This window comes from Rhizobium sp. L43, assembly GCF_002531725.1.
Lineage (GTDB): Bacteria > Pseudomonadota > Alphaproteobacteria > Rhizobiales > Rhizobiaceae > Rhizobium.
Genome location: NZ_NWSQ01000035.1, coordinates 26,511 through 39,346 on the forward strand (window position 1 = coordinate 26,511; position 12,836 = coordinate 39,346).

Consider the following 12,836-nt stretch of genomic DNA (forward strand, 5'->3'; position numbering starts at 1 on the left):
TCAGCCCCCGTCCATTTCAGAAAGCTCTATTTCAGAAAGCCCTATTTCAAGAATCCAGGCCCTGAACCGATGATCTCTTCATCGACCGTGCCGAGCACCGTCTTGTCCTTGCCGTCATAATCCATCCTGTTCAGCATGTGACGGATGAGTTCGAGGCGCGTCCGCCGCTTGTCATTGGCGCGGATCACCGTCCAGGGTGCGAAATCCGTATGGGTTTCCTTCAGCATCCGGTTGCGCTTGTCGCTGTAGTCGCCCCATTTGGTCAGCGCCGCAATGTCCATCGACGATAGTTTCCAGACTTTCAGCGGATCGTGCCGGCGGTCGTGGAAGCGCTTCAGCTGCATCTCGCGGCCGATATCGAGATAGAATTTGAAGAAGAAGATGCCCTCATGGGCGATGATCTTTTCAAGCTGCGGCGCCTGTTTGAGAAAGTCCTCATATTGCTGCGGCGTGCAGAAGCCCATGACCGGCTCGACTCCGGCGCGGTTGTACCAGGATCGGTCGAACAGCACGAATTCGCCTGACGTCGGAAACTGCGCGACATAACGCTGGAAATACCATTGCCCCTGTTCGCGCTCGGTCGGCTTTGTCAGCGCCACGACGCGTGCAAGACGCGGGTTCATATTCTCCGAGGAGGCCGAGATCGCGCCCCCCTTGCCGGCCGCATCGCGCCCTTCGAACAGCGCCATCACCCGCTTGCCGGTCGCCTGCAGCCAGAACTGCACCTTGACGAGTTCCACCTGCAGCTTTTCCAGCTGCTCGACATAGTCTTCTTCCCTAAGTTTCTTCTTGTGGGGAAATTCGCCGGAAGCAAGCGCATGTTCCTCCACCCAATCCGGCAGAACGGGATCGTCGACATCGAAGATGCGCTTCTTTCCGCGGATCTCCAGCTCGACGGCCCTGTTTTCGACGTCCTCGTCCATAGGTTCCTCCTCAGCCTGATTGTTCTCTTCCCGCAGGCGAACATAGTTATCGTTGAAAATCAAATCTTTCACGGATGACCGGTAATTTTTCACGGGTTTCGGCTGCGGCCATTCGCTTGAGACGCGGCCGCCCGAAAACTTCTGTCATGAATTGCCGCTATCAGGCAGAGTTCAATACAAAGAAAAACGAATCGACGCCGCGAGGGCACTTGCCAGACGAAACTCCATGGAGAAAAAGCCTGTTGGCGCGCATAAGGCGCGAACGGCCGGTGCTGCTTACGGCAATCCTCAGCGCGCTGATTGCGCTTGCCGCCGGCATGAACAAATGGGCCGTGCTCGTCCTGCTGCTGGCGATGGTCCTGACCGCGCTGTTCAACGAGGCGCCGGTGATCAAGGCCGAGCCGCTCGAACCGGCGGAGATCGAGCCGGAAGCGCCGCCAAGCCGCCTGCCTGAGATCTCCGCCACGCTTTCCGGCCTCGATATCCCGGTCATGGTGCTATCGGACGACGCCTCGGTGCTCTTCCAGAACCGCGCTGCCGAAAAGGCCTTCGGCGAGATGGCGCTCGGCGCCCATATATCGGCCCGCCTGCGCTCGCCCGGTGTGCTCGACATGGTGCGCGAAACCATCGCCACCAACGCCCCGAACCAGATAGAGCATGCCGAGCGGCTGCCCTCCGAGCGCGTCTATATCGTGCGCAGCGCCCCCGTCGAATTCGCGGCCGATGACGGGCCGCGCGAGCGCTATTTCATCCTCTCCTTCCGCGATATTTCAGAGGTTCGCCGCATCGACCGCATGCGCTCGGATTTCGTCGCCAATGCCAGCCATGAGCTGCGCACGCCGCTTGCCTCGCTGCGCGGCTTCATCGAAACCATCCAGGGACCGGCAAAGAACGATCTGAAGGCGCAGGCGCGTTTCCTCGCCATCATGTTCGATCAGACGACCCGCATGAGCCGGCTGGTCGACGACCTCCTGTCGCTCTCGCGGCTGGAGCTGAAATCGCATATCGCGCCGGACGAGAAGATCGATCTGGTGCCGTTGCTCGGCCATGTCAGAGACGCGCTGGTGCCGCTGGCAAGGGATGTCGGCGTCGACATCAACCTGCATCTGCCGGATGGTAAGGTCGAGGTGCTCGGAGACCGCGACGAGCTTGTCCAGGTCTTCGAGAACCTGATGGAAAATGCCTGCAAATACGGCCAGGAGGGCGAGGTGGTCGACGTCTGGCTGAAGAACGGCACCGGCCAGCCGGTCGAGGTCAGCATCGTCGACAAGGGGCCGGGCATTCCGGCCGAACATGTGCCGCGCCTGACCGAGCGCTTCTATCGCGTCAGCATCGAGGACAGCCGCTCGAAAAAGGGCACCGGCCTCGGCCTTGCCATCGTCAAACACATCCTCACCCGCCACCGCGCCCGACTGATCGTCAAATCCGAAGTCGGCAAGGGCACCGATTTTACGGTGCGCTTTTAGCGCTGGGCGTGCCGTGTGATTTGCCGCTCACCCTCACCTTACCGGGGTCGAGCCACGGGTCTCGACCCGTCCTTCGGACCCCCGTAAAAGACGGGGAGAGGGGACGTGCCTTGCGGGAGGTTGATGGGGACGGAGAGCTTGCTGCATGGTCCCTTCGCCCCGGGAGCGGGGAGAAGGTGGCGGCAGCCGGATGAGGGCAGACCACGCGGAACGACTTTCATGAAAGAACATAAAGCAGAAAATCGCCGCCCAACCTGCCTGTTACCGATATGTGACCGGTTTTTACAACGCGAGGTAGATCCGCGGCCAAACCTTGCCATTCGCCGACACGATCGGCTAATCTAGATAAAATTTTCCATTATAAATCAATTATTTAAGCTGTCACAAATGTTTCACCTATTTGACATAAAAGGACGGTGCTTAAAGCGCTAAGAGAGTCCCGCCGATGAAAAAAGGCACTGCGAGGGCCTCTCTACAGGCCGCACTCACACAAGCCCAAATGCCGGGAGATTTCTAATGAACACCTTCAAGCTCACCGTTGCCGCGCTCGCTGCAACCGCTGCTTTCGCTGGCGCTGCCGTCGCCCGCGACCAGATTCAGGTTGCTGGCTCGTCCACCGTCCTGCCTTACGCAAAGATCGTTGCCGAATCCTTCGGCGAAACCTTCACCAACTTCAAGACGCCGGTCGTTGAATCCGGCGGCACGGGCGCTGGTCTGAAGGAATTCTGCAAGGGCGTTGGCGAAGACACCATCGACGTTGCGAACGCTTCGCGTCCGATCAACAAGAACGAAGCCGAAGCCTGCAAGGCTGCCGGCGTAACCGACATTCAGGAAGTCAAGATCGGTTATGACGGCATCGTCTTCGCCACCGACTCGTCCAACCCGGACGTTGCCTACGTTCCCGCAGATATCTACAAGGCCCTCGCAGCCCAGGTCGTCGTCGATGGCAAGCTCGTCGCCAATCCCTACAAGAAGTGGTCGGAAGTCAACCCGAAGCTTCCGGCTGTTGATATCGCTGCCTATATCCCGGGCGAAAAGCACGGCACCCGCGAAGTCTTCGAACAGAACGTTCTCGCTGCCGGCTGCAAGGCTTCGGGTGCTGTCGACGTCATCGCCAAGGAAATCTCCGACAAGGCCGCCCAGGGCAAGGCTTGCGTCGCAGTCCGCAAGGACGGCGCTGCAGTCGACATCGACGGCGACTATCCGGAAACCCTCGCACGCATCGCCGCCAACAAGACCGGCGTCGGCGTATTCGGCCTGTCCTTCTATGAAAACAACGCCGACAAGCTCAAGGTTGCCAGCGTAAACGGCATCGTTCCGTCGACGGAAACGATCGCCAACGGCACCTACCCGGTTTCCCGCCCGCTATTCTTCTACGTCAAGAAGGCACATCTCGGCGCCGTTCCCGGCCTGAAGGAATACGTCAACTTCTTCGTATCCGACCAGATGATCGGCCCTGACGGCCCGCTCGCCGAATACGGCCTGGTTGCCGCTCCGGATGCCGAGCGCGACGCGATCCGCAAGGACGTCGAAGCCGGTAAGGCCATGTAATGACTTTGCCGGCGCGGCGCCTTCAGGCCCGCGCCGGCATTGCCTTATCCCCGCGCACCGGTGTTTCCGGTGCTGCAGGGTGAATTCATTCCGCATGATTGGAAGCTGAAGGCGGCTGATGAAGCTGCCGGGCTTTGGGGGCTACGGGCCTGGGGACGTAACGAATGAGCACATCCATCATACTTTTGTGCCTTGTGGTGATCGGTGCCGCCGCCTATCTGGTCGCGCGCAGCCGGGCCACGGCGCTTGCCGGCGGCAGATCCTCGGCATTGCACTCACGGCCGGCCTATTACGGCGCCTATGCGGCGATCTGGGCGGTTCTTCCGGCCCTCATCGTCCTCTGCGTCTGGCTCTCGGTCAGCCCCGGCATCATCCAATCCTCGGTTCGCGGCGCCTTTCCTGCCGACGTCAAGGCGCAAGCCGCCGTCGAACAGGATCTCGGCTATTCCATGGTGGCGACGGTCGCCCGCGGCCTGACGATGCTGACTGCGGACGAAACCGCAGCGGTCGCCGGCGATCCGGCGGCACTCCAGGCCAAGCTCAACGAAAAGGGTGTGCCGCTTGCCGGCCAGCCCCAGCCTTACATGCTCGACGCCGCCAAAAAGCTCAATGCCATGAGCATGACGAGCCGGCTGGCCATGACGGCTGTTGTCTTCATTCTGGCTGTCGCAGGCGCCTTCTATGCGCTGCGCGCCATTGCCCCGCGCTTCCGCGCCCGCAACCGGGTCGAGCGCGTCATGCTCTGGGGCCTGCTGCTCGCCTCTTCGATCGCCATTCTGACGACGATCGGCATCGTCCTTTCGATGCTGTCGGAAGCGGCCCGCTTCTTTGCCGCCGTTCCCGCCGCCGACTTCTTCTTCGGCACGGTCTGGGATCCGCGTTTTGCCGGCGCCGGCAGCTCGTCCTTCGGCCAGTTCGGCCTGATCCCGCTGTTGCTCGGCACGCTTTATATCGGCCTGGTTGCCATGCTGGTCGCCGTGCCGGTCGGTCTCTTTGCCGCCATCTACATGGCCGAATACGCCTCGCCGAAGGTGCGCGGGGTCGCCAAGCCGCTGCTCGAAGTGCTCGCCGGCATTCCGACGATCGTCTACGGCTTCTTTGCCCTCGTCACCGTCGGCCCGTTCCTGCGCGATTTCTCGGCTCAGATCAGCGGCCTGCTCTCCGGCAGCTACACCAACTTCATTCAGGCGCAGAGCGTTCTGACCGCCGGTATCGTCATGGGCATCATGCTGATCCCCTACGTCTCCTCACTGTCGGACGATATCATCACCGCCGTGCCGCGGGCCCTGCGTGACGGTTCGCTCGGTCTCGGCGCCACCCGCTCCGAAACCATCAAGAAAGTGGTCCTGCCGGCCGCTCTTCCCGGCATCGTCGGCGCATTGCTGATGACGGCCTCGCGCGCCATCGGCGAAACCATGATCGTCGTGCTGGCCGCCGGTGTCGCCGCCCGCATCCAGATCAACCCTTTCGAGCCGATGACGACGGTGACCGTCAAAATCGTCAACCAGCTGACGGGCGACCTCGAGTTCACCTCGCCGCAGACCCTGGTTGCCTTCGCCCTTGGCATCACGCTGTTCTGCATCACGCTTTGCCTCAACATCTATGCGCTCTACATCGTGCGCAAATACCGGGAGCAGTACGAATGACGGATATTGTTTCTCCCACATCAGGCGTCACCGTCTCCAAGGCGCCTGCGCGCCGCGATATCGGCATCAAGCGCCGCTACGCCGCCGAGCGCCGGTTCCAGGCCTATGGCATCGCCGCCATCACCTTCGGTCTCGTCTTCCTGTTCATCCTGCTGTGGACGGTGATCGGCAAGGGCTACACCGCCTTCCAGCAGACGGCGATCACCCTGCCGATCGAATTCACCGAGAAGACGATCGACCCGAACAATAAGCGTGCGACCGACCCTTCGGTGCTGATCGCCGCCAACTATCCGGTTCTTCTGCGCGACGCGATCGTCAAGCAGCTGAACATCAATGCCGCAAGCCGTCCCGACGTGCGCGATGCAACCGCTATGCTCTCCAAGGGGGCGCCGATCCAGCTGCGCGATATGGTCATGTCAGACCCGTCGATCATCGGCAAAACAGTCAATGTCACGGTGCTCGCCGACGCCAATGTCGATAGCGCCAGCAAGGGCCAGATCGATCTTAAAGTCGATGAGAAGAACCGCAAGGTCAACGACAAGCAGGTTGCCTGGATGAACGAGCTGAAGGCGAGCGGCGCTCTCCACAAGCAGTTCAACACCGGCCTCTTCGTCAACGGCAATTCCAGTCGTCCGGAGGCCGCCGGCCTCGGCGTCGCCCTCATCGGTTCGCTCTACCTGATGCTGATCGTGCTCGTGCTCGCTCTGCCGATCGGTGTTGCCGCCTCGATCTATCTCGAGGAATTTGCGCCGAAGAACAAGCTGACGGATCTGATCGAGGTCAACATCAACAACCTCGCCGCCGTCCCTTCGATCGTCTACGGCCTGCTCGGTCTGTCCGTCTTCATCAACTTCATCGGCCTGCCGCGTTCGGCTTCGCTGGTCGGTGGCCTGGTGCTGACGCTGATGACCCTGCCGACCATCATCATCGCCACGCGCGCCGCCCTTCGCGCCGTGCCGCCGTCGATCCGCGCCGCAGCCCTTGGCCTCGGCGCCTCGAAGATGCAGATGGTGTTCCACCATGTTCTGCCGCTCGCCATGCCGGGCATCCTGACCGGCACGATCATCGGTCTGGCGCACGCGCTCGGCGAAACCGCGCCGCTGCTCTTGATCGGCATGGTCGCCTTCGTCGCCAACGCGCCGACCACACCGCTCGATCCCTCGACGGCCCTGCCCGTGCAGGTCTATATGTGGGCAAACGAGGCCGAACGGGCCTTCGTCGAGCGGACTTCGGGTGCCATCATCGTCCTGCTCCTGTTCCTGATCGTCATGAACATGGGCGCCATCCTCTTGCGTCGTCGCTTCGAGCGCCGCTGGTAAACGGAGTTAAACATCATGAACATGTTGACGGAAGCTGCAGTTGAAAAGGCGCTGGATCAGAAGATGAGCAACGTCCCGTATAAGATGATCGGAAAGGATGTCTCGGTTTACTACGGCGAGAAGCGCGCGCTTTTCGACGTGAACCTGAACATCCGCGAAAACACCGTAACCGCGCTGATCGGCCCTTCGGGCTGCGGCAAGTCGACCTTCCTGCGAAGCCTCAACCGCATGAACGACACGATCGACGGCTGCCGCGTCACCGGCAAGATCACCCTCGACACCGACGATATCTATGATCCCGATATCGACGTCGTCGAACTTCGCGCGCGCGTCGGCATGGTCTTCCAGAAGCCGAACCCGTTCCCGAAGACGATCTATGAAAACGTCTCTTACGGCCCGCGCATCCATGGCCTGGCCAAGTCGAAGGCCGATCTCGACCAGATCGTCGAGACCAGCCTGCAGCGCGCCGGCCTCTGGAACGAGGTCAAGGACCGCGTGCACGAATCCGGCACGGGTCTGTCGGGCGGTCAGCAGCAGCGCCTCTGCATAGCGCGTGCCGTCGCCGTCAGCCCCGAAGTCATCCTGATGGACGAGCCCTGCTCGGCGCTAGACCCGATCGCCACCGCCAAGGTCGAGGAGCTGATCCACGAACTGCGAGAGAACTACACGATCGTCATCGTCACCCACTCCATGCAGCAGGCCGCGCGCGTCTCGCAGCGCACCGCCATGTTCCACCTCGGTAATCTCGTCGAGGAGAACGACACCGACAAGATGTTCACCAATCCCGACGATCCGCGCACCCAGGACTACATCATGGGTCGCTTCGGCTGATTTTGGCGTCACCAAGCCTTTCCGTTATTCGAGGATAAAGCCCCATGGCATCGACACATATTTATTCTGCCTATGATGATGATCTGAAGTTCCTTTCCAGGCGGATTTCCGAAATGGGTGGCCTGGCCGAACAGATGGTCGCCGAATCCGTGCGGGCGCTGGTCAACGGCGATACCGCGCTGGCGCAGAAGGTCATCTCCGACGATGTGATCCTCGATCATGCCGAACGCGAAATCGGCGACAAGGCGATCGTCACCATCGCCCGCCGTCAGCCGATGGCTGCGGACCTGCGCGAGATCATGGGTTCGATCCGCATCGCCGCCGATCTCGAACGCGTCGGCGACCTCGGCAAGAACACCGCCAAGCGCGTTATTGCCGTGCAGAGCACCGGCGTTCCCCGCAAGCTCGCCCGCGGCCTCGAGCATCTCTCCGAGCTGGCGCTCGTCCAGCTCAAGGAAGTGCTCGACGTCTACACGACGCGCGCCGTCGACAAGGCGAACGCCATCCGCGAACGCGACAACGAGATCGACGCGATGTACACCTCGCTGTTCCGCGAGCTCCTGACCTACATGATGGAAGATCCGCGCAACATCACCAGCTGCACGCATCTTCTCTTCTGCGCCAAGAACATCGAGCGCATCGGCGACCACGCCACCAACATCGCCGAGACGATCTATTACATGGCGACCGGCGCGCAGCCGGAAGGCGATCGTCCGAAGGACGACAGTGCCAACACCGTCGGCGCGGTTACGGAATAATCGCCCGGACAGCCCGGGCCAGTCGCCCCGGACCAGTCAATTGCGTGCGCGCCCGTCCGGGCGCGCAAAGAGGTCGCAGCCAGTTTGTGAATTTGCGCAGGATGCATTGCTTAAATCACCCCCGGTTTAAGGATCATGCGCGAGGAGACCGAGACGCATGATCCCGAGAGTTGCAGTTGTTGAAGATGAGGAAGCCCTGAGCGTGCTTCTTCGCTACAATCTCGAAGCGGAAGGCTTCGAGGTCGATACCATCCTTCGTGGCGATGAAGCCGAGATGCGGCTTCAGGAGCGCACGCCCGATCTTCTTATCCTCGATTGGATGCTGCCCGGCGTATCCGGCATCGAGCTCTGCCGGCGCCTGCGCATGCGGCCGGAAACCGAGCGCCTGCCGATCATCATGCTGACGGCGCGCGGCGAAGAGAGCGAGCGCGTCCGCGGGCTGTCGACGGGGGCCGACGATTACGTCGTCAAGCCCTTCTCGACCCCCGAGCTCGTTGCCCGCGTCAAGGCGATGCTGCGCCGCGCCCGCCCCGAGGTGCTGTCGACGGTGCTGAAATGCGGCGATATCGAGCTCGACCGCGAAACCCATCGCGTCCATCGCAAGAGCCGTGAAGTCCGCCTCGGCCCCACCGAATTCCGCCTGCTGGAATTCCTGATGTCGTCGCCGGGCCGGGTCTTCTCCCGCTCGCAGCTTCTCGACGGCGTCTGGGGCCACGACATCTATGTCGACGAACGCACCGTCGACGTCCATGTCGGCCGCCTGCGCAAGGCGCTGAACTTCTCCAACATGCAGGACGTCATCCGCACCGTCCGCGGCGCCGGTTATTCGATGGAAGCCTGAGGGCTTTCATCGGAACGGCGCGCGTATGGCTGCCCCTCATCCGGCTGCCGCCACCTTCTCCCCGTAAACGGGGCGAAGGGAACACGCCGTGACCTCTCCGCTCCTCCGCACCCTTTCGTATGGCACGTACCTTCCCGCTCGCGGGACGAGGGAGACGTGTCGAGATGAAGGAAGCCGGTGCGGCATGTCCCTTCGCCCCGCGTGCGGGGAGAAGGTGGCGGCAGCCGGATGAGGGGCGGCCACCGGTGCGAACCAACAATCGCATAAAAAAACGGGCCAATCGGCCCGTTTCTCATCTCTAACGATGCTGTTCTTCTCAGCCGGCCCGCGCCGCCGCCCGGCGGCGTTCGTTGACCGGTTGGTAGGCGAGCTTCTGGTGATAGCTGCAATAGGGCGAATTGTCGGGGGATTCGCAGCCGCAGAAGTGGAAGTCGTCCTTCAGCGGATCGCCGACCGGCCACTTGCAGGTGCGTTCGGTCAGTTCCGTCAGGCCGAGGCGGCGCGAAATCGGCACGACCACGTTGCCCCTCGGCACATATTCCATTTCCTCGATCGTTTCGATCTCGATCTCTTCCTTCAGCATCGTTGCGCCCTGCTGGCGGGTAACGGTGCGGGTAGTGACGCGAGAGGCATAGTTCGGCGCGCGCGGTGCCGCTGTATTGCGCTTCGGCGTTCGCGCCGCGGCGCTGGTGCCGCCGGCCTTGGCACGGCCCGGAAGGCTCAGCCGGTGAACCTTGCCGATAACAGCGTTTCTGCTGACACCGCCAAGTTGCGCCGCGATCTGGCTGGCGCTCAGTCCTTCGGCCCAAAGCTTCTTGAGTTTCTCGACCCGCTCGTCTGTCCAGTTCATGCCCTGTCTCCACCTTTTGCGTTGGTGATGGCAGAATCCCTCACCGTTGTCTCGGGAGCTCCGAAACAAGAAACGCTTGATCAATTTTGGTGACTAGTTCCGCCGCATGCAGTCTAGTAATTGAACTTTAACCTAGTGTGAGGCTGACTCCGTGACAAGAGTCGCATGAATCCGGATGAATCGAATTCGTAGTTTTCCCCAACTTGCTGCCCCTGCGTGGCATTTCTGCAATAATGCCTGTTGAAGACTGAAAATGCGGCTGTGCACCCTTGCTGCATCCGCTAAGGGCGCAGTTTTGTTGACATTGCAGCGCGAAAAGGAAATAGTGCCAGTCGCCGCCGCAAGGCGGCATTTTTGATTTTTCGGGCCTGGTTTTCTTAGCCGGAGTCAGTCGCCCCATAACTTTAGATCGGGAGATCGCGCCATGGCTGAAGCCGCGCCGCTTTATGACACCTATTCTCGTGCCCCGCTGCGGTTCGAGCGAGGCGAGGGCGTGTGGCTGATCACCGAAAGCGGCGAGCGATATCTCGATTTCGGCGCCGGCGTCGCCGTCACCTCGGTCGGCCACAGCAATCCGCATGTGGTGGGCGCGCTGAAGGAGCAGGCCGACAAGGTCTGGCACCTCTCCAACATCTATGAGATCCCCGGCCAGGAGCGCTTGGCAAAACGGCTGACGGACGCCACCTTCGCCGACAAGGTGTTCTTCACCAATTCGGGCGCCGAGGCGCTCGAATGCGCGATCAAGACGGCGCGCCGCTATCAATATTCCAAGGGCCATCCCGAGCGCTTCCATATCATCACCTTCGAAGGCGCCTTCCACGGACGGACGCTGGCGACGATCGCTGCCGGCGGCCAGGAGAAATATCTCGAAGGTTTCGGCCCCAAGGCGCCGGGTTTTGATCAGGTGGCTTTCGGCGATATCGAAGCGGTGCGCGCCGCGATCACCGATGCCACGGCCGCAATTCTGATCGAGCCGGTGCAGGGCGAGGGCGGTGTGCGTCCTGCCACCCCCGAATTCATGAAGGCGCTTCGCCAGATCTGCGACGAACACGGCCTGCTGCTGATCCTCGACGAGGTCCAGACCGGGGTCGGCCGCACCGGCAGGCTCTTTGCCCATGAATGGTCGGGCGTCACCCCCGACATCATGGCGGTCGCCAAGGGCATCGGCGGCGGTTTCCCGCTCGGCGCCTGCCTTGCCACCGCGGAAGCCGCTTCCGGCATGAAGGCCGGTACACACGGCTCGACCTATGGCGGCAATCCGCTCGCCATGGCCGTCGGCAGCGCCGTGCTCGACATCATCCTCGCCGATGGCTTCCTCCAGCAGGTGCGCGACGTCGCACTGGTCTTCCGCCAAGGCCTCGCCTCGCTGAAGGATCGTTATCCCGACGTGATCGAGGATATCAGAGGCGAGGGACTGTTGCTCGGCGTCAAGGCCGCCATTCCCTCGGCCGAACTGCTGCAGGCGATCCGCGCCGCCCATCTGCTCGGCGTGCCCGCCGGCGACAACGTCATCCGCCTTCTTCCGCCCCTCGTCGTCACCGCCGAGGAAGCCCGCGAGGGCCTTGCCCGCATCGAGCGCGCCGCCGAGAGCATTCGCGCCGCCAAGGTTAAGAAGACGGCTTGAAGGGATTGCCGCCTTCGGGCGCAGACAGGTAAGAAGACTATGGCTCCTAAACATTTCCTCGATCTTTCGGCGGTCACCTCAGCCGATCTCAGAACCATTATGAACGATGCGCTCGCCCGCAAGCAGGCCTTCAAGGCCGGCAAGGGCGACAAGCCGCTCGCCGGCAAGATGCTGGCGATGATCTTCGAAAAACCGTCGACACGCACCCGCGTCTCCTTCGATGTCGGGATGCGCCAGCTCGGCGGCGAAACGCTGTTCCTGTCCGGCACCGAGATGCAGCTCGGCCGCGCCGAGACGATCGGCGACACCGCCAAGGTGCTGTCGCGTTATGTCGATGCGATCATGATCCGCACCACCGAGCATTCCAGGCTGGTCGAGCTTGCCGAGCATGCGACCGTGCCGGTGATCAATGCGCTGACTGACGATACCCATCCCTGCCAGATCATGGCCGATATCATGACCTTCGAAGAGCATCGCGGCCCGATCAAGGGCAAGACCATCGCCTGGACCGGCGACGGCAACAATGTGCTGCATTCGCTGGTCGAAGGGGCCGCGCGCTTCGGCTACCGCATGAACATGGCCGTGCCTCTTGGTTCGGAGCCCAAGGATCACTATCTGAACTGGGCCCGCAATGAGGGCGCCGAAATCATGCTCTGCCATGATGCCGACCGTGCGGTCGAAGGCGTCGATTGCGTGGTGACCGATACCTGGGTCTCCATGAATCAGGAACATCGGGCCCGGGGTCACAATGTCTTCCAGCCTTACCAGGTCAACGCGGCCTTGATGGCGAAGGCCGGCAATGATGCATTGTTCATGCATTGCCTGCCGGCTCATCGCGGTGAGGAAGTGACGGACGAGGTGATCGACGGCCCGCAATCCGTGGTCTTCGATGAGGCGGAAAACCGTCTTCATGCGCAGAAGTCGATTCTTGCTTGGTGCCTGGGCGCGATCTGAACCATAATCGGATGCCGCGAGTCATAGACCCGCGGCCGCGCGAGCGAAGGGCACGCTGACCCATCGCTCCGAA

The 12,836-nt window shown here is 61.8% G+C and carries 11 protein-coding genes; 9 read left to right on the forward strand and 2 right to left on the reverse strand.

Translation table 11 applies throughout. The annotated features are described in order from the left end of the window. Positions 1 to 41 precede the first annotated feature (41 nt). A complete protein-coding gene (gene ppk2, locus CO667_RS30455; protein WP_097621923.1) occupies positions 42 to 923 on the reverse strand; it encodes a polyphosphate kinase 2 in 882 nt (293 codons plus the stop codon). A 242-nt stretch (positions 924 to 1,165) separates the two neighbouring features. Here ppk2 and phoR point away from each other — a divergent pair, with 242 nt between their 5' ends. The 7 genes from phoR to phoB all read left to right on the forward strand — a co-directional run bounded on the left by phoR (position 1,166) and on the right by phoB (position 9,335). After that, positions 1,166 to 2,389 carry a phosphate regulon sensor histidine kinase PhoR gene (gene phoR, locus CO667_RS30460; RefSeq protein ID WP_097621883.1) on the forward strand — a complete coding sequence of 408 codons (1,224 nt, stop codon included), beginning with the start codon at positions 1,166 to 1,168 and terminating at the stop codon, positions 2,387 to 2,389. A 516-nt stretch (positions 2,390 to 2,905) separates the two neighbouring features. Continuing rightward, positions 2,906 to 3,940, forward strand: a complete 1,035-nt coding sequence (locus CO667_RS30465) for a substrate-binding domain-containing protein (protein ID WP_097621884.1) — start codon at positions 2,906 to 2,908, stop codon at positions 3,938 to 3,940. A gap of 164 nt (positions 3,941 to 4,104) precedes the next feature. Beyond that, positions 4,105 to 5,586: a phosphate ABC transporter permease subunit PstC gene (gene pstC / locus CO667_RS30470; protein WP_097621885.1), complete on the forward strand. Its 1,482-nt coding sequence runs from the start codon at positions 4,105 to 4,107 to the stop codon at positions 5,584 to 5,586. Next, entirely contained in the window at positions 5,583 to 6,905 is a 1,323-nt protein-coding gene (gene pstA / locus CO667_RS30475; protein ID WP_097621886.1) for a phosphate ABC transporter permease PstA, read from the forward strand. Before pstC ends, pstA begins: the two co-directional genes overlap by 4 nt. Before the next feature lie 15 nt (positions 6,906 to 6,920). Then, positions 6,921 to 7,736 (forward strand): phosphate ABC transporter ATP-binding protein PstB, encoded by an 816-nt coding sequence (gene pstB, locus CO667_RS30480; protein ID WP_007633576.1) that lies wholly within the window; start codon positions 6,921 to 6,923, stop codon positions 7,734 to 7,736. A 44-nt stretch (positions 7,737 to 7,780) separates the two neighbouring features. Next, a complete protein-coding gene (gene phoU / locus CO667_RS30485) occupies positions 7,781 to 8,494 on the forward strand; it encodes a phosphate signaling complex protein PhoU (protein WP_097621887.1) in 714 nt (237 codons plus the stop codon). 157 nt (positions 8,495 to 8,651) lie between these two features. After that, positions 8,652 to 9,335, forward strand: a complete 684-nt coding sequence (gene phoB, locus CO667_RS30490) for a phosphate regulon transcriptional regulator PhoB (protein ID WP_010068798.1) — start codon at positions 8,652 to 8,654, stop codon at positions 9,333 to 9,335. Positions 9,336 to 9,651: 316 nt separating this feature from the next. Here the strand turns inward: phoB and CO667_RS30495 are convergent, their stop codons facing one another. Then, positions 9,652 to 10,185: a GcrA family cell cycle regulator gene (locus CO667_RS30495; RefSeq protein ID WP_097621888.1), complete on the reverse strand. Its 534-nt coding sequence runs from the start codon at positions 10,183 to 10,185 to the stop codon at positions 9,652 to 9,654. Between the two features lie 424 nt (positions 10,186 to 10,609). Between CO667_RS30495 and CO667_RS30500 the strand changes: the two genes are divergently transcribed. After that, positions 10,610 to 11,809 (forward strand): aspartate aminotransferase family protein, encoded by a 1,200-nt coding sequence (locus CO667_RS30500; protein WP_097621889.1) that lies wholly within the window; start codon positions 10,610 to 10,612, stop codon positions 11,807 to 11,809. A gap of 39 nt (positions 11,810 to 11,848) precedes the next feature. Beyond that, entirely contained in the window at positions 11,849 to 12,763 is a 915-nt protein-coding gene (gene argF / locus CO667_RS30505) for an ornithine carbamoyltransferase (protein WP_097621890.1), read from the forward strand. Positions 12,764 to 12,836 lie beyond the last annotated feature (73 nt).

Bases quoted from the DNA above. Each gene is read 5' to 3' on its own strand.
- ppk2 (WP_097621923.1), bottom strand. From the start codon at position 923: ATGGACGAGGACGTCGAAAACAGGGCCGTCGAGCTGGAGATCCGCGGA.
- CO667_RS30465 (WP_097621884.1), top strand. From the start codon at position 2,906: ATGAACACCTTCAAGCTCACCGTTGCCGCGCTCGCTGCAACCGCTGCT.
- pstC (WP_097621885.1), top strand. From the start codon at position 4,105: ATGAGCACATCCATCATACTTTTGTGCCTTGTGGTGATCGGTGCCGCC.
- pstA (WP_097621886.1), top strand. From the start codon at position 5,583: ATGACGGATATTGTTTCTCCCACATCAGGCGTCACCGTCTCCAAGGCG.
- pstB (WP_007633576.1), top strand. From the start codon at position 6,921: ATGAACATGTTGACGGAAGCTGCAGTTGAAAAGGCGCTGGATCAGAAG.
- phoU (WP_097621887.1), top strand. From the start codon at position 7,781: ATGGCATCGACACATATTTATTCTGCCTATGATGATGATCTGAAGTTC.
- phoB (WP_010068798.1), top strand. From the start codon at position 8,652: ATGATCCCGAGAGTTGCAGTTGTTGAAGATGAGGAAGCCCTGAGCGTG.
- CO667_RS30495 (WP_097621888.1), bottom strand. From the start codon at position 10,185: ATGAACTGGACAGACGAGCGGGTCGAGAAACTCAAGAAGCTTTGGGCC.
- CO667_RS30500 (WP_097621889.1), top strand. From the start codon at position 10,610: ATGGCTGAAGCCGCGCCGCTTTATGACACCTATTCTCGTGCCCCGCTG.
- argF (WP_097621890.1), top strand. From the start codon at position 11,849: ATGGCTCCTAAACATTTCCTCGATCTTTCGGCGGTCACCTCAGCCGAT.